General features: G+C 45.8%; 17 protein-coding genes. 7 read left to right on the forward strand and 10 right to left on the reverse strand.

The window, feature by feature from the left end:
* Positions 1 to 22: 22 nt before the first annotated feature.
* On the reverse strand, positions 23 to 1459 hold the full coding sequence (locus ICN40_RS02150; RefSeq protein ID WP_216241792.1) for a transglycosylase SLT domain-containing protein: 1437 nt from the start codon (positions 1457 to 1459) through the stop codon (positions 23 to 25).
* Positions 1459 to 2268 (reverse strand): hydroxyacylglutathione hydrolase, encoded by an 810-nt coding sequence (gene gloB, locus ICN40_RS02155; protein WP_216241794.1) that lies wholly within the window; start codon positions 2266 to 2268, stop codon positions 1459 to 1461. The genes ICN40_RS02150 and gloB overlap by 1 nt, the downstream gene beginning before the upstream one ends.
* A gap of 6 nt (positions 2269 to 2274) precedes the next feature.
* Between gloB and ICN40_RS02160 the strand changes: the two genes are divergently transcribed.
* The 5 genes from ICN40_RS02160 to dnaQ all read left to right on the forward strand — a co-directional run bounded on the left by ICN40_RS02160 (position 2275) and on the right by dnaQ (position 8787).
* A complete protein-coding gene (locus ICN40_RS02160; protein ID WP_216241796.1) occupies positions 2275 to 3093 on the forward strand; it encodes a class I SAM-dependent methyltransferase in 819 nt (272 codons plus the stop codon).
* Between the two features lie 9 nt (positions 3094 to 3102).
* Complete coding sequence (gene rnhA / locus ICN40_RS02165) at positions 3103 to 3567, forward strand: ribonuclease HI (RefSeq protein WP_216241798.1); 465 nt, start codon at positions 3103 to 3105, stop codon at positions 3565 to 3567.
* A 113-nt stretch (positions 3568 to 3680) separates the two neighbouring features.
* The gene (locus ICN40_RS02170) at positions 3681 to 4982 is read left to right on the forward strand and encodes an efflux RND transporter periplasmic adaptor subunit (RefSeq protein ID WP_216241801.1); all 1302 of its coding nucleotides are present in this window, start codon (positions 3681 to 3683) and stop codon (positions 4980 to 4982) included.
* Positions 4979 to 8077 (forward strand): efflux RND transporter permease subunit, encoded by a 3099-nt coding sequence (locus tag ICN40_RS02175; RefSeq protein WP_216241803.1) that lies wholly within the window; start codon positions 4979 to 4981, stop codon positions 8075 to 8077. The genes ICN40_RS02170 and ICN40_RS02175 overlap by 4 nt, the downstream gene beginning before the upstream one ends.
* Positions 8077 to 8787, forward strand: coding sequence for a DNA polymerase III subunit epsilon (gene dnaQ / locus ICN40_RS02180; protein WP_215319843.1), 711 nt, complete (start codon positions 8077 to 8079; stop codon positions 8785 to 8787). Before ICN40_RS02175 ends, dnaQ begins: the two co-directional genes overlap by 1 nt.
* 15 nt (positions 8788 to 8802) lie before the next feature.
* Here the strand turns inward: dnaQ and ICN40_RS02185 are convergent, their stop codons facing one another.
* The gene (locus ICN40_RS02185; protein ID WP_216860703.1) at positions 8803 to 9894 is read right to left on the reverse strand and encodes a tartrate dehydrogenase; all 1092 of its coding nucleotides are present in this window, start codon (positions 9892 to 9894) and stop codon (positions 8803 to 8805) included.
* A 48-nt stretch (positions 9895 to 9942) separates the two neighbouring features.
* Entirely contained in the window at positions 9943 to 10605 is a 663-nt protein-coding gene (locus tag ICN40_RS02190) for a SprT family zinc-dependent metalloprotease (protein ID WP_216241805.1), read from the reverse strand.
* Between the two features lie 76 nt (positions 10606 to 10681).
* Here ICN40_RS02190 and ICN40_RS02195 point away from each other — a divergent pair, with 76 nt between their 5' ends.
* Positions 10682 to 11992, forward strand: coding sequence for an amidase (locus tag ICN40_RS02195; protein WP_216241807.1), 1311 nt, complete (start codon positions 10682 to 10684; stop codon positions 11990 to 11992).
* An 8-nt stretch (positions 11993 to 12000) separates the two neighbouring features.
* Here ICN40_RS02195 and ICN40_RS02200 read toward each other — a convergent pair whose 3' ends face one another.
* Both ICN40_RS02200 and ICN40_RS02205 read right to left on the reverse strand, forming a co-directional pair.
* Positions 12001 to 12909: a Bug family tripartite tricarboxylate transporter substrate binding protein gene (locus tag ICN40_RS02200; RefSeq protein ID WP_374222775.1), complete on the reverse strand. Its 909-nt coding sequence runs from the start codon at positions 12907 to 12909 to the stop codon at positions 12001 to 12003.
* 98 nt (positions 12910 to 13007) lie between these two features.
* Positions 13008 to 14129, reverse strand: a complete 1122-nt coding sequence (locus ICN40_RS02205; RefSeq protein WP_216241812.1) for an NADH:flavin oxidoreductase/NADH oxidase — start codon at positions 14127 to 14129, stop codon at positions 13008 to 13010.
* A 162-nt stretch (positions 14130 to 14291) separates the two neighbouring features.
* Between ICN40_RS02205 and ICN40_RS02210 the strand changes: the two genes are divergently transcribed.
* Positions 14292 to 15812 (forward strand): CoA-acylating methylmalonate-semialdehyde dehydrogenase, encoded by a 1521-nt coding sequence (locus ICN40_RS02210; protein ID WP_216241815.1) that lies wholly within the window; start codon positions 14292 to 14294, stop codon positions 15810 to 15812.
* 69 nt (positions 15813 to 15881) lie between these two features.
* Here the strand turns inward: ICN40_RS02210 and ICN40_RS02215 are convergent, their stop codons facing one another.
* The 4 genes from ICN40_RS02215 to ICN40_RS02230 all read right to left on the reverse strand — a co-directional run bounded on the left by ICN40_RS02215 (position 15882) and on the right by ICN40_RS02230 (position 20131).
* Positions 15882 to 16367: a DUF1178 family protein gene (locus ICN40_RS02215; RefSeq protein ID WP_216241817.1), complete on the reverse strand. Its 486-nt coding sequence runs from the start codon at positions 16365 to 16367 to the stop codon at positions 15882 to 15884.
* 64 nt (positions 16368 to 16431) lie between these two features.
* Complete coding sequence (locus tag ICN40_RS02220) at positions 16432 to 17031, reverse strand: NUDIX domain-containing protein (RefSeq protein ID WP_216241819.1); 600 nt, start codon at positions 17029 to 17031, stop codon at positions 16432 to 16434.
* Between the two features lie 123 nt (positions 17032 to 17154).
* Positions 17155 to 18654, reverse strand: coding sequence for an NADH-quinone oxidoreductase subunit NuoN (gene nuoN / locus ICN40_RS02225; protein WP_216241820.1), 1500 nt, complete (start codon positions 18652 to 18654; stop codon positions 17155 to 17157).
* 10 nt (positions 18655 to 18664) lie between these two features.
* Entirely contained in the window at positions 18665 to 20131 is a 1467-nt protein-coding gene (locus ICN40_RS02230) for an NADH-quinone oxidoreductase subunit M (protein WP_216241822.1), read from the reverse strand.
* Between the last annotated feature and the right edge of the window lie 4 nt (positions 20132 to 20135).

The following is a 20135-nucleotide window of genomic DNA, read 5'->3' on the forward strand; positions in this document are numbered from 1 at the left end:
ATCTCTTAAAAAGTTACTCAAATTATTGGCTCTTGCTCACCCCTTTACTAGCGTTGCTGCTGGTTGAGGCAGGTGAACTACCATTTTTCGCAGATTTTGCAAGCCCTGTCGATGCGGATTTATGCTGAGATGCAGCATTTTTTCCAGAAGAATTACCCTTAGAGGCGACCTTATCTACTGTTTTGGTGTTTCTGGGTGCTACACATTTACTTGATTTAGCCCCTTTTGCACCCTTTGCCGGTTTGGGGCATTTGGGTGCAGGTGGAGCTGGCTTTTCTAAGCTGAGGCTAGCATTTTCTGCCATGGCACTTGAAACATCACCCGGCCTGCGACTGGTTTTAGGGATCAGCACGGTAGAGCCCGACCGTATACGCATTCCCCTTGGAATGCCGTTGACCTCGCGCAGAGTATCTACATCAACCCCTAACGTTTTAGCTGCCTGATCAACACTTTCTGTTTTGGATACTTGAACAGCAGTCCACGACGAAAGAGGTTTAGGGTATTGCTTGAGGTTATCCTGAAAGATCTCAGCATGCGCAAACGGCAACAGAATTTGCTGGTTAGCATTACTTAAAATAACCGGCTTATTGAATGATGGATTCAGGCTATAAAATTCATCTGTTGGTATATCGGCCAACTTAATAACTAGGGCGACATCAATATCACTACCCACTTCAACCGCAACAAAGTATGGGTGATTTTCTAGTTCAGGTAAAACAATTCCATAAGCTTGTGGATCCAACACAATTTGACGATACGCCATTAATTTAGGAACGTAATTTCTAGTTTCGCGCGGTAAGGTCAAACTCTCATAATCTATAGGCAAGCCTGCAGCGGCATTGCGCTTTTGCGCTTTCGTAATATTGCCGGCACCCCAGTTGTAAGCAGCTAAGGCGAGCTCCCAGCTACCGAATTGATTATTCAAACGTTGTAGGTAATCCAAGGCTGCATCCGTTGACTGCACAATATCTCGTCGCTCATCTCTAAATACGTTTTGTGTGAGACGAAAGTCTTTGCCCGTGGCAGGCATAAATTGCCATAGACCCACAGCCTTTGCACTCGACTTTGCGCTGGTCACGAAAGCACTTTCAACAAAAGGTAGTAGCGCAATCTCGGTAGGCATATTGCGCGCATTTACTTCTTGAACGATGTAAAACAAATAGCGTGAAGAACGCGTCATCGAGCGATTCACATAGTCTGGTCTTGCCGCAAGCCAGCGAACCTGTTCAATCTCTAGCGGGGTATTCATGGGCTCCATTTGAAAGCCATCACGAATACGTATCCAGAGGTTGTCAGAAGGCGCATAAACCTTGCTAACGGATTGATTTTTGAGGTTAACCCTTGCGGCCCTGGAAGCTTTTGAATTCCCTTTAGTTGGCGTATCAGAAGACCAATCGCCAGTACTAGCGCAACCACTTAACAGAGCAGCAATAACTACTACTGCATACATCATTCGCATTAGAAGCGATCTTTCCAGCCACGAATAACTGCCAATACATGCGCTGGTGTTGGTAATGATGGCTGGCCAGAAATCTCTTTCGCCATTGCAATGACTTCAGCTTGATCACAGCGCATGAATGGATTAACTTGCAGCTCTTGTCCAATTGTCGTTGGAAGAGTTGGCAAACCCTGCTCTCGCAGAGCTTTAGCCTGCTCTGCCCATGAGAGTAGATTAAGGTTGTTGGGCTCTACAGCTAAGGCAAAACGAATATTCGATAAGGTGTACTCATGGGTGCAATACACCAAAGTATTTTTTGGAAGCGCGGCAAACTTAGCCAGCGACTCCGTCATTTGAGTTGGCGTCCCCTCGAATAATCTTCCACAGCCAGAGGCGAATAAAGTATCTCCACAGAACAGCATTGGTTCAACAACATTTGCTTGCATGTTTGCAAAATAAGCAATGTGACTTAAGGTATGCCCAGGAACTTCGAGAACCTTCAAGCTAATGCATGGGGAAGCAATTTCAAATTTATCGTCCTGCATTACGACATTAGTACGACCTGGAATATTGTCACCAACTGGGCCATAAACAGGCAGATCTGCACCCAAACTTTGCAATAAGTTGAGAATGCCACCCGTATGGTCTGCATGGTGGTGGGTAATGAGAATGCCCTTGAGGGTCAAATGATTTGAGCTCAGGTACTCCAAAACTGGTGCTGAATCACCTGGATCCACCACTAAAGCAGAGCTGCCATCGTGAATGCACCAGATGTAGTTATCATCAAAAGCCGGAATGGGCCAAACCTGCAATAAAGTATTCTTATCCATAGACCGATGATACCAACCCCACCCATACCCTCTCAGACACCTGCACCTCCCTGGAGCTCATGGGAAAAATGGCTCCAATCCCCTCCTGGACGCTATGTTCTAGCTTGGGAGCAACGGTGTTTTGACCAAATTGTTGCTGATGTCTTTGGCTTTCATGCAGTGCAAATAGGTCTACCCCAAATCAACTCACTAAGTGAAAATCGGATGCCTTTGCATGCCATCCTGATCCACTCTAACGATGGCCGCTCTCATGCAACTAATTGCAATTGGCATTTAATTGAAGGCGACTCTACAGATCTCCCCTTTGCCACTGACAGTCTGGATCTGGTTGTTCTGCCCCATGTTTTGGAATTTGCTACAGATCCCCATCAAATATTGCGGGAGGTCGATCGAGTGCTTAGACCCGAAGGCCGTTTAATTATTTCTGGCTTTAACCCAGCAAGCCTGTGGGGTGCCAGACAGTACCTCAGTAGATTGGTTGGAACCCCTTATCTACCTAGAGATGGTCAATTTATTAGCCTCATCCGCATAAAAGATTGGCTAGAGTTGCTTAACTTTTCGTTAGACCGTGGTCACTTTGGTTGCTATAAATTTCCCCTGCAGGGTGAATCTGCAATGGGCAAAATGAATTTTCTTGAAAAAATGGGGAATCGCTGGTGGCCTATATTTGGCGCTGTTTTTTTAGTTTCAGCCATTAAGCGCCAACAAGGAATACATCTTATTGGTCCGGCATCACTTGTACGCATACCAGCCATTAAGCAGCTAAGTCCTGCTGCCGAGAGAAGCAATCTGCAAAAAAGCCTCAAAAACGAGAATTCCAAGTAAATTATTGCCATGCCGCATTCAAAATCCCAACCTCACCACCCTCACATCGTGATCTACACCGATGGAGCCTGTAAAGGCAATCCTGGGCCCGGTGGCTGGGGGGCTGTTTTGAGATCGGGTGGCCATGAAAAACATATCCATGGGGGCGAAAAGCTCACCACCAACAACCGCATGGAAATTTGTGCCGTTATTTTTGCCTTAAAAGCTCTCAAACAACGCAGCACCGTCGAGCTATGGACGGACTCTCAATACGTCCAAAAAGGCGTCACTGAATGGCTAGAGGGTTGGAAAAAAAGAGGCTGGAAGACAGCTAGCAAAGATCCTGTGAAAAATGCGGATCTCTGGCAGGAACTCGATACCCTACTTCCTGGTCATGAGATCTCCTGGCACTGGGTCAGGGGACACAATGGGCACCCCGGAAATGAGTTAGCTGACCAACTGGCCAACAAGGGTGTGGAAGAGTTTTTGTATTAGGGCTGATAAGCCTGAACCTCTGAACCAAATAGCGCTCTTATGAGAGAATGGACAGGCTCCAAGAGGGGGCATAAACCGCATTTAAACTATAAAAAACAGAGAAAAGCGAGATTGTGTCAAAAATAGAAACTTCACTAGATCAGCTGGTTGTGAAATTGATTCAACTGAAAAACGCTGTTAAAAGTCGCTTGTGCGCGCTTTGGCAAAAACTCTCTCCGCAGGCTGCTAAATTCAAGAAAATAGATCACACCACGGCAAAAGTGTTCTTAGTGAAATTTAAATGGCGCATTCTGCTAGCGATGATTCTGCTGTACGCAGCCTCTAAAACATTTGATTATTTTTTTCCCGCAGCAGATAAGGCTGGCGGACCCATCACTGTGAGCACTGTTGTTGTAGAAAAAATGGATGTTCCTCTGATCATTGAGGCAACTGGAACTATTGTTTCGAATAACATCGTTGATATCCGCCCCATGATTACGAATACTGTTGCCAAAATCTTGGTGAAAGATGGGCAAGAAGTAAAAGTGGGCGATCTCCTCTTCCAGCTCGATGATCGCAACGATAAAGCTAACTACGAGAAGCTCAAGGCCTTAGCGGATGACGCGCAGGCACAATATCTTCGTGCCAAAGAATTAGTTGCTAAGAACTTTATCTCCAAGGCTGGCTTAGATACCTCTTCAGCCAATGCTAAATCAGCAATTGCTGCCGCCAAGGCCGCTGAAGTGCAACTCTCTTTCGATTACATTCGCTCTCCCATTGATGGGCGCGCAGGGATTGTGAACGTGTTCCCAGGCTCATTAGTTCAAGCAAGTAATGTGGTTTCAACATCTACTAGCTCCACCGCCACCTCTAGCGTTGGTGCTATGGTCACGATTACGCAATTAAACCCAATAAATGTGCAGTTTGTAATCCCTGAAAAGGACATTCCAACTATTCTTGAAAATCAACTCGATGGTGAGGCGATGTCTGTGCAGGTAACAGTTGGCGATTCAGGCAAAAATACTTATAGAGGCAAAGTTATCGTCGTTGATAACCAAGTTGACCCGCAGATTGCTGCAGTGCGAGTCAAAGCACAAATTCCGAATGACTCCATGAGTCTATTACCAGGCCAGTTTGCTCGTGTATCGCTCATTGCCAATACCCTTAAAGATGTAATTACCGTTCCTTCGCAAGCGGTCATCATGAGTCCAAGGGGTAAGACTGTGTATGTAGTTGGCGAAGGCGATAAAGTTACCGCCAAGCCTGTCAAGGTTGTCTATGACTATCAAGGAACTTCTGTTGTTGAAGGCGTATCCGCAGGTGATCGCGTTGTAGTGGAGGGAAAACAAAACCTTCGACCTGGCGGCAAAATTCGTGAAGCAAAGCCTGCACCTGGCAGCCAAACTGCAACCCCTAGCACCCCAGAGAAAAAATGACACTCTCCGAATTATGTATTCGGCGCCCCGTAATGACAGTGTTGCTTTCAGTAGCAACCGTCATTGCCGGCACTGTTGCCTATCTAAAGATTCCGGTAGCGGCACTACCTAGCTTTAACTCCCCCGTTATTTCAGTGAGCGCTTCACTTCCCGGCGCCTCACCAGAAAACATGGCGGCATCTGTTGCGCTGCCTTTAGAAAAAGAGTTTTCCACAATTGATGGTATTACCGTCATTAGTTCAAGTAACTTTTTGGGTACCACCAACATCACACTTGAATTCAATAATGATCGTGATATCGATAAAGCTTCCGTAGACGTTCAGGCAGCCCTGCTTCGAGCCCAAAAGCGTCTCCCAATTGAAATGACGATTCCCCCGTCATATCGAAAAATTAATCCAGCTGATACTCCGGTATTGGTAGTGCGGATGAGTTCTCCTTCGGTAAATCTGTCCGACCTAAATGACTTTGCAGAAAATCTGCTCTCGCCAAACCTTTCAACAATTACCGGCGTTGCTCAGGTGTTGGTATACGGCGCCAAACGCTATGCTGTTCGCATACGGGTGCATCCTGATGCGTTGGGTAATCGCAACCTCACCATGGATGATGTTGCTACCGCCGTTAACAAGGCCAACGCTAACAGTCCTGTTGGCGTACTTGATGGCCCGCGTCAATCGATCACGATTTATGCCAATCCTCAACTGGTTAAACCAGAAGAATTTGCTAATCTGATCATTGCGCAAAAAAATGGTTTGCCTATCTACCTCAAAGATGTTGCGGAGGTCTCTCAAAGCTATGAGGATGTTAAAACTTGGGCCACCGCTGGCGGCGAACGCTCAATCGCCATTGCCGTTCTTCGCCAACCAAGCGCCAACACTGTCGAGGTCGTTAATGCTGTGAAGGCTTTGATCCCGCAACTGCAAAAGCAGATGCCCTCATCAATTAAATTGCAATTACTTAATGACCGCTCGCTTTCGATTATTGAAGCCATTCACGATGTGAACTTCACACTTGCATTAACTGTCCTTTTAGTGGTTTTGGTGATTTTCTTATTTCTCAAGCATATTTCAGCTACGGTTATTCCATCAATTAGCTTGCCAATCTCCTTAATTGGTGCTTTTTTTCTGCTGTACTTTTTAGGCTATAGCCTAGACAACATCTCCTTGCTGGGTATCACCCTGGCGGTAGGCCTTGTAGTGGATGATGCGATTGTCGTTCTCGAAAACATCATGCGCTATGTCGAAGAAGGCATGGAACCTCTCAAGGCATCTCTTAAAGGCAGTAAAGAGGTCGGCTTTACGATTATTTCTATCTCGATTTCACTTGTGGCGGTTTTTATTCCCATTTTCTTTATGGCGGGACCAATCGGTCTGTTGTTTAGAGAGTTCGCGGTTGTAGTGTCCCTATCTATTCTGGTGTCGGCGATCACCTCATTAACGGTCGTGCCGATGCTGTGCAGTCGTTTTCTGCCCCAGCCAGGCCAACATGCCAAGGAATATGCCATTAACAAGCAATTTGATCGCTTCTTTGGTTGGATGCTCAAAACCTATATTCACTACCTCGATCTAGCACTAAAGCATCGTCGCATCGTATTAATTGGAGCCTTCTCTACATTTGTACTTACTGTTGTTCTATTTGTGAACAGCCCGAAAGGGTTTTTTCCAGAAGAAGATATTGGACAGATTCAAGCAACCACTGAGGCATCCGAGGATATTTCCTTTAAAGCAATGCTAGAACTGCAGGATCGTGCCGCAGCGCTAGTTAACTCAGACCCCAATGTGGATAGCTCCATTTCTGTTGTGGGTGGGGGCTCAAGCTCTGGAACTAATACGGGTCGTATTTTTATCATTCTCAAAGAAAAATCTGATCGTGAAAAAATGTCTAAGGTAATGGAGGGGCTTCGCGCAAAATTTAAGGAACTTCCGGGATTAAACGTTTATATGCGGCCCATACAAAACTTACAGCTTGGGGGTAAAAACAGTAAGAGTCGCTATCAGTTTACGTTGCAAAGCGTTGGATTTGAGGGTGTTAATGAGTGGGCTGATAAGTTGATGCAGAAAATGCGTGCTGACCCCATGTTCCGCGACGTCACCTCGGACTCACAACTTAAAGGTCTGAATGTTCGTATCGATATTAATCGAGAAAAGGCTGCCAATGCAGGTGTGACTATTGCCGATATTAGAACTGCTCTCTACGACTCCTATGGTGAGCGTCAGGTTTCAACGATCTATACACCGGTCAATACTTATTACGCCATCCTGGAAACCGCCGAAGAGGATCGACAGTACGAGACCGATTTAAATAAAGTGTTTGTACGTGGGCGTGCTACCGATAAACTGATACCCCTCTCTAGCATTGCCACTTTTGTCAGAACAGTGGGTCCCACTGCCGTGAATCACCAAGGTCAGATTCCTGCGGTCACGCTCTCATTCAATCTTGCGCCTGACGTATTTTTGGGTGATGCCACTAAAAAGATTGAAGACTACGCCAAAGAAATTAGCCTGCCACCTTCCATCATTACCAGCTATGGTGGCGATGCTGCAGTATTTAAGAGCAATCAATCAGGTCAAATTATCTTAATCCTATCTGCTCTAGGCGTCATTTATATCTTGCTTGGTGTGCTGTATGAAAGTTACATACATCCACTGACGATTTTGGCGGGCCTTCCATCTGCTGCTATCGGAGCAATTCTTACATTACGTATTTTTGGCTTTGAATTGACTATCATTGCTTCTATCGGCATTCTGCTCTTAATTGGTATTGTGAAGAAAAATGCAATTTTGATGATCGACTTTGCTTTGGACGTTCAGCGCAATCAAGGTATGTCACCTGAAAAAGCTATTCGTGAGGCATGCATTTTACGGTTCCGCCCAATTATGATGACCACATTTGCCGCCTTGATGGGGGCGTTGCCAATTGCCTTTGGTTTAGGGGCTGGCGCAGAGTTACGTCAACCTTTAGGCATTAGCGTTGCAGGCGGCCTGATCTTTTCACAATTCGTGACGCTGATCATTACTCCTGTGATCTACCTTTATCTCGATAAATACGCAGGCAATGGTCCTATGGATATTCCTGCCTCTGTTCTTGAGGGCACCTGATGCGTCAAGTGATTCTCGATACCGAAACTACTGGCCTTAATCCAGCCACCGGCGACCGCATTATTGAAATTGGCTGCGTTGAGATGGTTGGTCGTCGACTTACTGATAGAACTTTCCATTACTACATTAATCCTGAGCGTGATATTGATGCTGGCGCCTTTGCAGTCCACGGACTTTCTAGAGAGTTTTTATCTGATAAGCCAATCTTTGCAAACATCGTTGAGCAGTTAATTGAGTTTGTAGATGGCGCTGAAATCGTGATTCATAACGCAGCCTTCGATTTGGGATTCTTAGATAACGAGTTTGCCCTTCTAAAGCGCCCTCCCTTCAGAAATTTAGCCTCCAAGATTACCGACACACTGCTTGACGCGCGTCAAATGTTCCCTGGAAAGCGCAATTCATTAGATGCGCTGTGTGAACGCTTTTCAATTAGTAATAAACACCGTACTTTGCACGGCGCGTTATTAGACGCCCAGTTACTAGCTGAAGTTTACGTATCGATGACAAGGGGTCAAGAAGACCTTTCGATTGATCTGATTGACTACACAGTGGGGGCAGACTCTACTGGTCATACCAAAGCTTTACCAACTAATCTCATGGTGCTGTCTGCATCAGATGATGACCTTGAAAGCCATGAAAAAATCTTGGCAGAAATTGCCAAGGCAAGTAAAAAGGACCCCGTTTGGAGTCCTTTAAATGCTGCTGCCTAGTTATTGGATTGCTAATTAGATTGCTGCGGCAATCGCCTTACCCAAATCATCTGTCTTAGCAGTGCCACCAAGATCTGGTGTCAAAGGCGCATGTCCCGGACCAGATGCCAATACCTTTTCAATGGCACTAAATATTGCTTTACCAGCCTCTGGATAACCAAGGTGATCTAACATCATCGCCCCACTCCAGATCTGACCAATTGGGTTGGCGATCATTTTGCCAAAGATATCAGGCGCTGATCCATGAACCGGCTCAAACAAGGAGGGAAATTTACCTTCAGGATTGATGCTACCGGATGGTGCTACCGCAATAGTGCCGGTACATGCGGGACCCAAGTCGGAGAGAATATCTCCGAATAAATTGCTCGCCACTACAACGTCAAAGCGATCTGGATTCATAACGAAGTGAGCCGCCAAAATATCGATGTGGTATTTGTCAGCCCTAACGTCAGTAAATTTCTTAGACATCGCCTCTACACGCTCATCCCAATAAGGCATAGTGATGGCAATACCATTTGATTTGGTTGCAGAAGTTAAATGCTTCTTAGGGCGACTTTGGGCTAAGTCAAAAGCGTATTGCAAAATTCGGTCAACACCCTGTCTAGTGAAGACAGATTCTTGAATCACGATTTCACGATCGGTATCCGGGAACATCTTGCCACCAACGCTGGAGTATTCACCTTCAGTGTTCTCACGTACTACAAAGAAATCGATGTCACCAGGCTTACGGTTAGCAAGTGGACAAGGCACACCAGGCAATAAACGTACTGGACGCAAATTGACATACTGGTCAAAGCCACGGCGGAATTGAATTAAGCTGCCCCAGAGTGAAACATGGTCAGGCAGAATATCCGGCATACCTACAGCGCCAAAAAAGATCGCATCGTACTTCATGAGGATATCGAACCAATCATCCGGCATCATCTTCCCATGCTTGAGATAGTAATCACAGCTTGCAAAATCAAAATGATCAAACTGCATACCTAGATTAAATTTACGATTGGCTGCCTCTAGCGCACGTACGCCCTCCGGCATGACTTCTTTGCCAATACCATCCCCAGGAATAACGGCAATCTTTGGATTCTTAAATATTTTCTTTGCGTTCATAAATGATGTGTCTCGTTTTATTTTGTTGAAGATGAATTTTACAAATAACTAGCTAATAGCGCGACGGATTTCATCTGGCGCCTTCTTGCTACCCTTTTCAACTGATTCACTATCGTAATCAGTGGTATTTTCAATGGTCTCTGGAACAGCTTCTAGCATCCGAATATTGTCCTTGGGGCAGATTGGCGCTCCATAACTGGCCCACTTCTTGAGCAAAGTTACCTCGTAGCCACATTGCCCACATTTAGCCTTACTTCGACTAGCATTGCTAGGCCTTGGGGGCGGGAAAACAATCGCTTGATGCGGGTAAGGGCCAAGCTCCTGACTAATCATCATCAGTCTTACAGTGAGCTCCTCAGTGGCATGAGCCATTCTGGCAGGGCCTTCCAGACCCACCGTTTGAGCGATTCCCTTGAAATCTTCGCCATGGCCACTAAAGCAGTCATCCACTGCATGGCAGAGTTCATGAACTAAGGTATCTAAAAGCTGAACAGGCTCATCCAACTTAGGGGAAATGAATATCTCATTTACGCCACCACCTGAGCGGTCACGTGGCCAGCATTGACCTAGTGTTGTTCTAGGACTACTAGAGGCCGGGAATCCGCATGAGACCCTGACGGGAGGGATGGCATAACCTGCTTTTGAAAAGACCGGCTCAAGATGCCTTACAGCGTCTTCAAGCCAGGCCTCACGGACTGTATGTTGCTTCATTTAACTTCTCTTCTATCGAAATCTAGGACGAAAACCATCAATTGCGATCATACGCCACCATAAGTAGAATGAGTCCATGAAAGATCTCGAAAGCCTTAGCGCTACCCAAGCCATCAAAGCCCTCTCTAAAAGGGAAATTAAAGCCACTGATTTACTCCTATCCTGCCTAGACCGCATAGGACAAAAAGAGAGCGTTGTTAAGGCCTGGGCAAGCCTAGGAAAGGAAGATGCCTTATCTCGCGCCAAACAGCTTGATAAAGGCGCCTTTCAGGGTCTATTACATGGGCTCCCAATTGGGGTGAAAGATCTTTATGACACCTATGATTTGCCGACCTCCTATGGTTCACCCATTTACGCCAACCACTATCCAGTCTCTGATGCTGTGGCGGTTGCCCTAATGCGACAGTCTGGTGCCATTATTTTAGGCAAAACTGTTACAACAGAATTTGCAACATTTAAGAGTGGCTTAACAACAAATCCCCATAACCCAAAGCACACACCCGGCGGTTCTTCTAGCGGCTCTGCGGCTGCAGTAGCCGATTTCATGGTTCCGATAGCAACCGGTAGTCAAACTGCTGGCTCAATCATTCGCCCTGCTTCTTTTTGTGGTGTAGTGGGTTTTAAACCTAGTCACGGCAAAGTGAGTATTGCGGGAATTAAAAGTCTTTCTGTAACACTCGACACCATGGGTTGCTTTGGTAGAACAGTAGAAGATGTGGGGCTCGGTGTAGCAGCTATGAGTGGCGATCATCGACTAGCAAAAATTGAAGTCTTGCATAACAAACCTCGCATCGCCATTTGCAAGACATCTAGCTGGCCGTTTGCACAAAAGGAAACTGCAACAGCGCTTGCTGTTGCCCGGCATGCTGCCGAGATGATGGCTAAAGGCACCATAATTGATCTGAAGTTACCAAAGACATGTGATGGACTCACCCAAGCGCAAACTCGCATCATGATCTCTGAAATGTCACGCAGCCTTACTTTTGAACGAGTGCATTACGCTAAAAAGCTTAGCCCACAACTTCTGAAGCAACTTAGTGAAGGCGCTGAAATTAGCTACGAGCAATATGCAAAAGATTTGAGCCTTGCCGATAAGTCAAGGGCGGCTATGGAAGACTTATTTAATAATGAAGTGGATATCTTGATCGCCCCAAGCGCAAATGGAGAAGCGCCCAATATCAAAGATGGCACGGGAGATCCACTTTTTTCTAGAGCTTGGACTCTTCTAGGTTTGCCCTGCATCAATATCAACGTAAGCAGTGGCCCCAATGGATTGCCAGTAGGGGTGCAACTCATTGCAGGCCCAGGTAAAGATCATTTCTTATTGAGTGCTGCCCGGGCATTTACATTGGCATTGCCTGACCCCACCCTGCGAGATCAGGCTTAGCCAAACCCTTAATCAAGAGTAATGTTTGCCGCTTTAATTGCTTTAGCCCAGAAAGGAAGTTCTTTCTTAACTAGCGCATCAGTTTGGTTTGGTCCCAAGTAACGAAGTTCAACACCAGCGGCATCGGCACGCTCTTTAATTTCAGGCAATGCCAAGCTCTGCTTTACAGAATTAGTGAGCTTGGTAACCACTGCTGCAGGTGTTCCTGCAGGCGCATAAAGGGCCACCCATGATTCCAACTGAAATGATGGTAGACCAGCTTCAGCGGTAGTTGGTACGTTTGGCATACCAGGGTGACGATTTTTGCCGGTCACAGCAAGCCCCTTGAGTTTTCCACTTTGGACGTGTTGCATGACTGAGGGTGGCGTACTAATAAATACCTGTACCTGCCCCGCCAAAACATCCTGAATGGCTGGACCAGATCCCTTGTATGGAACATGCACCATATCCACACCAGTAGTTTGCTTGAAGATCTCAGTACCAATATGCGACACAGAACCATTGCCTTGTGAGGCGTAATTTAATTTACCTGGATTAGCTTTTGCGTACGCAATAAATTCCTTCAAATTATTTACCGGAACTGAAGGGTGCACTGCAATGACATTGGTTGAAACAGTCAGTAAGGCAATTGGAGAAAAATCTTTAATGGGATCCCACGGAAGCTTATCGAATAAAGCGGGATTACCAACGTGATAACCAGAATAGGAAATCAATAAGGTGTAGCCATCGGGTTTTGCTTTGGCAACATACTGATAGGCGGTATTGCCACTTGCTCCCGGCTTGTTGTCAACAATCACTGGTTGACCGATCACACGCGTCAACGGCTCACTTAATAGACGTGCCGAAGTATCAACCAGCCCACCAGGTGGATTGGGTACTACTAAAGTAATTGGACGATCCGGAAAGGATTCAGCCATAACTAGGCATGAAATCCCAAACCCCAAAATTACAAGCGCACTGCGTATCACCGAATATTTTTTCATTAGCGCTCCCCCAACATATGATTTTTTAATGTTTATCGCTGCCCTACTTTTACATCACCAAATACGGCCTGGGCTTCTCGAGGTAAACAACGCCAATAACGCTCATTTGCAGTAACTGTGCCACCTAGAGCTGCTGCAGCTTCCCAACCCCAGCGAGGCTTGTATAGGAATGCTCTAGCCAAAGCGATGAGATCCGCATCACCCGCCTGCAAAATGTCTTCGGCTTGCTGTGGCTCGGTAATGAGTCCAACAGCCATAGTTGGCAAACCAGATTGATCTTTAACTATCTTTGCAAAAGGCACTTGGTAATTTGGACCAATTGCAATCTTTTGTTTTGGCGAAATGCCACCAGAAGAAATGTGTACGAAATCACAACCCAAAGGTTTGAGTTGTCTTGCAAAATTCGCTGTTTCTTCCGGAGTCCAGCCACCCTCTATCCAGTCGCTAGCTGAAATGCGTATGCCAAGAACTCCTTGATATGCGGCTCTTACGGCAGCAAATAACTCTAATGGAAAGCGAATGCGGTTTTCAAATGAGCCGCCGTATTCATCCGTGCGTTGATTGGCGATAGGAGATAAAAATTGATGCAACAAGTATCCATGGGCACCATGGAGTTCAATCCCATCAATTCCAATACGATCTGCACGTTTTGCTGATGCTACAAAATCATCAATCAACTTTTTTAATTCAACCTTACTCAATTCATGAGGTAAACGCTCTCCATCTAACTGGGGGATCGCTGAGGGTGCTAGAGTTTCCCATCCGCCCTGATCCGTTGGGAGCAATTGTCCGCCGTCCCAGGGGGTTGCACTGGATGCTTTGCGACCTGCATGCGCTAACTGAATAAAAACAGGTACGGCAGGAGCCAACCCGCGCGCTCGACTTAATTTGTCTTTCAAAGCTGCTTCAGTGCGATCATCCCAGAGCCCAAGACAAGCAGGCGTAATTCTGGCCTCCGGACTTACCCCTGTAGCCTCAATAATGAAGAGTGCTGCGCCACTATTCAGCAAATTACCCCAGTGCATGAGGTGCCAGTCAGTTGCCTCGCCGTTATTGGCCGAATACTGGCACATCGGGGCAACCACAATGCGATTTGCCAGCTCTAGAGGTCCCCGCGGGGAATTGAGGGTATAGCTCGAAAATAAAAGACTCATAAAATGCCTTGAAAAATCCAAAAATAGGTCAAAAATACGAAAATTGCTGTTAAGCGCTAGAATACTTAAAAAGCAGAATAAACGAGACAGCGAAGTCGTGCAGGCTAATTGGCCAAACGGCTTTTTTACCCAAAACCTGAAAAATACTCACCACAAGAGATTATGAACGCACCTCAAGCCTTTGAATCAAAAGAAGATATTGGCCACTTTGTTGGCGGCAATGTAGTTAACCCTAAAGATGGTCGCTTTGCCGATGTTTACAACCCAACCAAAGGAACAGTAGCACGCCGTGTTGCGCTTGCTAGCCGTAAAGAAGTTGATGAAGTTGTAGCCAATGCCCAAACAGCCTTTGTGTCATGGAGTCAAACCTCCCCATTGCGCCGTGCACGCATCATGTTCAAGTATCTTGAATTGCTAAACGCTCATCGCGATGAGTTGGCTGCCATCATTACAGCAGAACATGGCAAGGTGTTTACCGATGCCCAAGGTGAAGTAACACGCGGTATTGAGATTGTGGAATTTGCTACTGGCATTCCTGAGCTACTCAAAGGCGACTACACCGAGCAAGTATCGACTGGTATCGACAACTGGGTTATGCGTCAGCCTTTAGGTGTAGTTGCTGGTATCACCCCATTTAACTTCCCAGTCATGGTGCCAATGTGGATGTTCCCAGTTGCGATTGCTTGCGGCAACACTTTCATTCTCAAACCCAGCCCTACAGATCCTTCTGCTTCACTGTTCATGGCTAAGCTCCTCAAGGAAGCTGGCCTACCTGACGGCGTATTCAACGTTGTTCAAGGCGATAAAGAAGCGGTTGATGCCTTAATAGAAAATCCAGATGTTAAAGCGGTCAGTTTTGTGGGCTCCACTCCAATTGCCAATTACATCTATGAGCGCTGCTCGCACTTTGGCAAGCGCTCCCAAGCTTTAGGCGGCGCGAAGAACCACATGGTGATCATGCCTGATGCTGATATTGATAGAGCAATTGATGCGCTGGTTGGTGCTGCTTACGGCTCCGCTGGCGAACGCTGTATGGCCATTTCTGTAGCGGTATTGGTTGGTGATGTGGCAGAGAAGATCATGCCAAAGCTGATTGAGCGCACCAAGACTCTAAAAGTTAAAAACGGCATGGAACTTGATGCTGAAATGGGACCAATCGTTACTAAAGCAGCTCTAGAGCGCATTACCGGCTATATTGAGGCTGGCGTAGCTTCGGGAGCAAAACTCCTTGTTGATGGCCGCGGACTCAAAGTTCCTGGCAACGAGAACGGATTCTTTATCGGCGGTACATTGTTTGACAATGTCACCCCAGACATGAAGATTTACTTAGAAGAAATCTTTGGACCAGTTTTGTCCTGCTTGCGTGTTGCCAACCTTACAGATGCGCTTAACTTAGTTAACTCTTGCGAATTTGGCAATGGTGTTGCCTGCTTCACAAGCGATGGCAATATTGCCCGTGAATTTGCTCGTCGTGTACAAGTAGGCATGGTTGGTATTAACGTACCAATTCCAGTACCTATGGCATGGCATGGCTTTGGTGGTTGGAAAAAGTCGATCTTTGGCGATATGCATGCATACGGCAAAGAAGGCGTACGTTTCTACACCAAGCAAAAGAGTGTGATGCAACGCTGGCCCGAGAGTATTGCTAAAGGCGCAGAGTTTGTAATGCCTACCTCTAAGTAATATCAGGAAGTGATTAGCAAAAAAGCGATCTTCGGATCGCTTTTTTATTTGCCAGGATGAAGTAAAAAATTACTGTAGCGTATTTTTAAGTGCGGGAATCATTGGCATCGAGAGGACATCGATGCCCTCTTCTCGTAAGGCTTCAGCCTCATCGAAAGTAGTTTGGCCACGAATACTTCTCTCAGGAGATTCTTTGTAGTGAATCTTTCTGGCCTCATCAGCAAAAGAATTGCCAACATCCTCAGATCGGCCCATTAGCTCACGCATACCTTTCAAAAAGGCGGCCTGTACTTGAGCCTCGAGATGAGAATGGTCGCTTCCAGTCAAAGCAACAACGCCCCAACTCATACTTTCAGGTTCAGCTTTAGATAAAGCTAACTCAGTAGAGCTTGATTTACCAATATGGGGGGCTGAAGGCATGCGGGTGATTTCTGTGCTGTCGCATATTGGACAAGCAAGCATCCCCTTGTCCTGCTGAGCAAGGCAATCCTCTTCGGAGGCAAACCACCCTTCAAAGCGATGGTCTAGGGGGCAGGTTAAGTTATAAACTTTCATAAAACGTATATAAGGGCAAAAACGATAAATTCAATACCCTATTTTAATCGGGTTTGAATGCAAGCTATTCGATTGGATGCGGTTTTACTAAGCCCCTACGATAGCGATCAAGCCAATAGGTGGCTATCGTGGTTTTGACGTCCGTAATCTCGCCATCCTCAACCCAAGAAATCAATAGCTCCAATGGAGCAGCAAATACATCCAAAAACTCTTCATCATCGAGATGGCTTTTACCGGGGATCAACTCCTCTGCCAGATAGATATCAATGAACTCTGTTGAATACGAAATCACGGGATGAATACGGCGAATGAAACTCCATTTTTTTGCTGTATATCCGGTTTCTTCTTCGAGCTCACGTATCGCGCATACTAAATGATCCTCTTTAGGGTCTAGTTTTCCTGCAGGAATTTCAATGCAGGCTTTTGCGATTGGATAGCGATACTGGCGCTCGAGCAACACACGACCATCATCCAAGATCGCAACAATAGCTACCGCACCCGGATGGGTTAAATATTCGCGTATCGCCTCTTCACCATCAGGCAATGACACTTTATCTCGCCTCATCTTTAAAAAGATGCCGCCGTAAATATCCTCTCCAGATAGACGCTCTTCACGTAAATGTTTATCACCAGTCGGCAGATCTTCAAATGATTTTTCAGTCATAGGTCTTAGTACATATTCCGTCTGTTATTGATTAAACCAGCTTAACTAAATTGAATGTCATTTTGATGGCACCTGAAATGATAAAGGCCCCTTACGGAGCCTTTAGATAGATGTTAATTCCTTCTAAGATCCCAGTAAGGTACGGCGCATTGCATCTAAACAAAGACTCATTAGACCCGCAGGAACAATGCCGATAACCAAAACCAAAATGCTATTAAGACTCAAGAGCCCTTTAGCAAAGCCTGAACCAGAAACTGTGATCTCGTGCTCAGGTTCATCAAAATACATCACCTTGACTACGCGCAAGTAATAGAAGGCACCCACTAAAGAAGCCATTACAGCGATGACTGCCAAGAAGGTATGCTCAGCATCCACTAGCGCTTCTAGAACGCCCAATTTAGCTGCAAAACCAACTGTAGGCGGAATCCCTGCTAAAGAGAACATCATAACCAGACCAATAAAGGCAAACCACGGATGCTTCTTATTGAGCCCTTTTAATCCATCCAAGGTTTCGCAGTCATAACCTTTGCGCGACAAAGCCATCAATAAGCCGAAGGTGCCAAGGGTTGTCAACACATAGGTAATGGCGTAGAACAATGCTGCACTAAATGCGTGATCATCAAAAACAGACAGCATGCCCAAGAGAACAAAGCCCATTTGCGCAATGGCAGAATAAGCCAGCATGCGCTTGATGTTGGTTTGCGCAATTGCAGTCACGTTACCTACAACTAGTGATAGAACTGCGAGCAAAACCAGCATTGGCTGCCAATCGCCCAATAAAGGCAATAAGGTATTTACCAATAAGCGAAATAACAATGCAAATGCAGCTAATTTTGGAGCTGCAGCAATCATTAAGGTCACAGCAGTTGGCGCACCTTGATAGACGTCCGGTACCCACATATGAAATGGCACCACACCCAACTTGAAGGCTAAACCGGCAACAATAAATACCAAGCCAAACGCCATCACCAAATGGTTTACACGAGGGTCAGCAACGGTTTTAAAGATTTCAATAAGGTCAAGCGATCCGGTGACACCGTAGAGCATCGACATGCCATAAAGTAAGAAACCGGATGCTAATGCACCCAAGATAAAGTACTTAATACCGGCTTCCACACTCTTTTCGCTGCTGTGACGCATTGCAACCAATGCGTATGTAGGCAAAGCCATCAACTCCAAGCCTAGGTATAGAGTTAACAGATTTGCACCAGAGATCAATACAAACTGGCCAAGCAAAGCAAGCAGAGCTAAGACAATGAAATCAGGACGGAACAAGGCGCGATCCATCAAATATTGCTTAGAATAAATCAAGCTCACCAAAACAGCGATGCAAGAACACGCCTTGAGTAAGTTAGAAAATGGGTCAGACTGAAATAGCCCATTCATTGCTACAAGCGCTGGGTCTCCCATGCGGCCAATAAAAGCAAAAATGAGATACGCCAATAAGACCAGCGAGAAAAAGTACACGAAGCCAACTCCACGCGGAGTATGAAAGATGTCTTGCTCAACACCAAGGGTAGATGTCACTCTTTCGCGAACATAAACGCTAGCAACCAATAACAAACAGGTTGCTACGAGTAAAACAAGTTCCGGCAGGATGGCGTAAAGGTCGAATGCTTGCATTTGTACTTACTCAGAGTTTGCTGACAGCAACATGCTGCAACAGATTAATTACAGCTGGATGAATGATGTCGGTAAATGGTTTTGGATAGACACCCATACCAATTACACAGATAGATAAAACTGCCATCAAGAAATATTCACGACCGTTCAAATCCTTTAACTCTTCAACGTGGGCATTGTTAACGGTACCGAAAAATACACGTTTCACCATCCACAAGGAATAAGCGGCGCCTAAGATCAATGCTGTAGCAGCTAGGATACCGATGACAAAGTCATAGTCAACAGCAGCTAAGATCACCATGAATTCACCAACAAACCCAGAGGTAGCAGGTAAACCGCAGTTGGCCATCGCCATTAATACGGCAAACGCAGTAAATGCAGGCATGCGATGCACTACGCCACCGTAATCAGCGATCTGTCGGGTATGCATACGGTCGTAAAGTACGCCAATGGACAAGAACATCGCACCGGCAACAAAGCCGTGTGAAATCATCTGCACAATACCGCCCTCAATACCCAGCGGACTAAAGAGGAAGAAGCCTAAGGTTACAAAGCCCATGTGAGCAACTGAAGAATAGGCAACCAGTTTTTTCATGTCTTTTTGAACAAGAGCAACTGCACCTACATAGATCACCGCAACCAAAGATAAGAAGATTACAAAAGGGCCTAAGTATTGGCTCGCATCTGGCGCGATTGGCAAAGAGAAGCGCAGAAATCCATAGGCACCAAGCTTCAACATAATTGCAGCCAAAACCACTGAGCCACCTGTTGGCGCTTCAACGTGGACATCTGGTAGCCAAGTATGTAATGGCCACATTGGAACCTTGACAGCAAACGCCATAAAGAATGCTGCAAACAATAGGATCTGCTCAACAATATCTAATCGGGCATTTTGCCAAGCCAAAATATCGAATGTATTAGTCACGTTGTACAAATACAGCATGGCAATCAAAGTAAGCAAAGAGCCAAGCAAGGTATACAAGAAGAACTTAAATGCCGCATAAATACGGTTGTGGCCGCCCCATACACCAATGATGATGTACATCGGAATTAATGTCGCCTCAAAGAACATATAGAAAAGCAATGCGTCAAGAGCACAAAATACGCCTATCATTAATCCAGACAGGATCATGAACGAGGCCATGTATTGCGAAACCTTGGTTTGAATCACTTCCCATGCTGCAATCACCACAATGACATTGATGAATGCAGTAAGCACGATGAACCAAACAGAAATGCCGTCAATGCCTAGGTAATAGTTAATATCGTAACGCGGAATCCAGCTGATCTTTTCAACGAACTGCATTCCAGAATTAGCGATATCAAAATTAATCAACAATGGAAGCGTTGCAATAAAGCTAAGCACAGCTCCGATCAGGGTCAACCAGCGTAGACCGGCAGTTGATCTTTCAGACCCATAAAACAAAATAATGAGTCCAAAGACAATCGGGGTCCAAATGGCGTAAGAAAGAATCATAGTG

This window comes from Polynucleobacter sp. Fuers-14 (genome assembly GCF_018882045.1).
Lineage (GTDB): Bacteria > Pseudomonadota > Gammaproteobacteria > Burkholderiales > Burkholderiaceae > Polynucleobacter.

Excerpts from the sequence above, each read along its gene's own strand:
- dnaQ (WP_215319843.1), top strand. The coding sequence starts at position 8,077 with ATGCGTCAAGTGATTCTCGATACCGAAACTACTGGCCTTAATCCAGCC.
- ICN40_RS02185 (WP_216860703.1), bottom strand. The coding sequence starts at position 9,894 with ATGAACGCAAAGAAAATATTTAAGAATCCAAAGATTGCCGTTATTCCT.
- ICN40_RS02220 (WP_216241819.1), bottom strand. The coding sequence starts at position 17,031 with ATGACTGAAAAATCATTTGAAGATCTGCCGACTGGTGATAAACATTTA.
- ICN40_RS02205 (WP_216241812.1), bottom strand. The coding sequence starts at position 14,129 with ATGAGTCTTTTATTTTCGAGCTATACCCTCAATTCCCCGCGGGGACCT.
- ICN40_RS02215 (WP_216241817.1), bottom strand. The coding sequence starts at position 16,367 with ATGAAAGTTTATAACTTAACCTGCCCCCTAGACCATCGCTTTGAAGGG.
- ICN40_RS02200 (WP_374222775.1), bottom strand. The coding sequence starts at position 12,909 with ATGGCTGAATCCTTTCCGGATCGTCCAATTACTTTAGTAGTACCCAAT.
- ICN40_RS02175 (WP_216241803.1), top strand. The coding sequence starts at position 4,979 with ATGACACTCTCCGAATTATGTATTCGGCGCCCCGTAATGACAGTGTTG.
- ICN40_RS02195 (WP_216241807.1), top strand. The coding sequence starts at position 10,682 with ATGAAAGATCTCGAAAGCCTTAGCGCTACCCAAGCCATCAAAGCCCTC.
- rnhA (WP_216241798.1), top strand. The coding sequence starts at position 3,103 with ATGCCGCATTCAAAATCCCAACCTCACCACCCTCACATCGTGATCTAC.
- gloB (WP_216241794.1), bottom strand. The coding sequence starts at position 2,268 with ATGGATAAGAATACTTTATTGCAGGTTTGGCCCATTCCGGCTTTTGAT.
- ICN40_RS02230 (WP_216241822.1), bottom strand. The coding sequence starts at position 20,131 with ATGATTCTTTCTTACGCCATTTGGACCCCGATTGTCTTTGGACTCATT.
- nuoN (WP_216241820.1), bottom strand. The coding sequence starts at position 18,654 with ATGCAAGCATTCGACCTTTACGCCATCCTGCCGGAACTTGTTTTACTC.
- ICN40_RS02190 (WP_216241805.1), bottom strand. The coding sequence starts at position 10,605 with ATGAAGCAACATACAGTCCGTGAGGCCTGGCTTGAAGACGCTGTAAGG.
- ICN40_RS02160 (WP_216241796.1), top strand. The coding sequence starts at position 2,275 with ATGATACCAACCCCACCCATACCCTCTCAGACACCTGCACCTCCCTGG.
- ICN40_RS02150 (WP_216241792.1), bottom strand. The coding sequence starts at position 1,459 with ATGCGAATGATGTATGCAGTAGTAGTTATTGCTGCTCTGTTAAGTGGT.
- ICN40_RS02210 (WP_216241815.1), top strand. The coding sequence starts at position 14,292 with ATGAACGCACCTCAAGCCTTTGAATCAAAAGAAGATATTGGCCACTTT.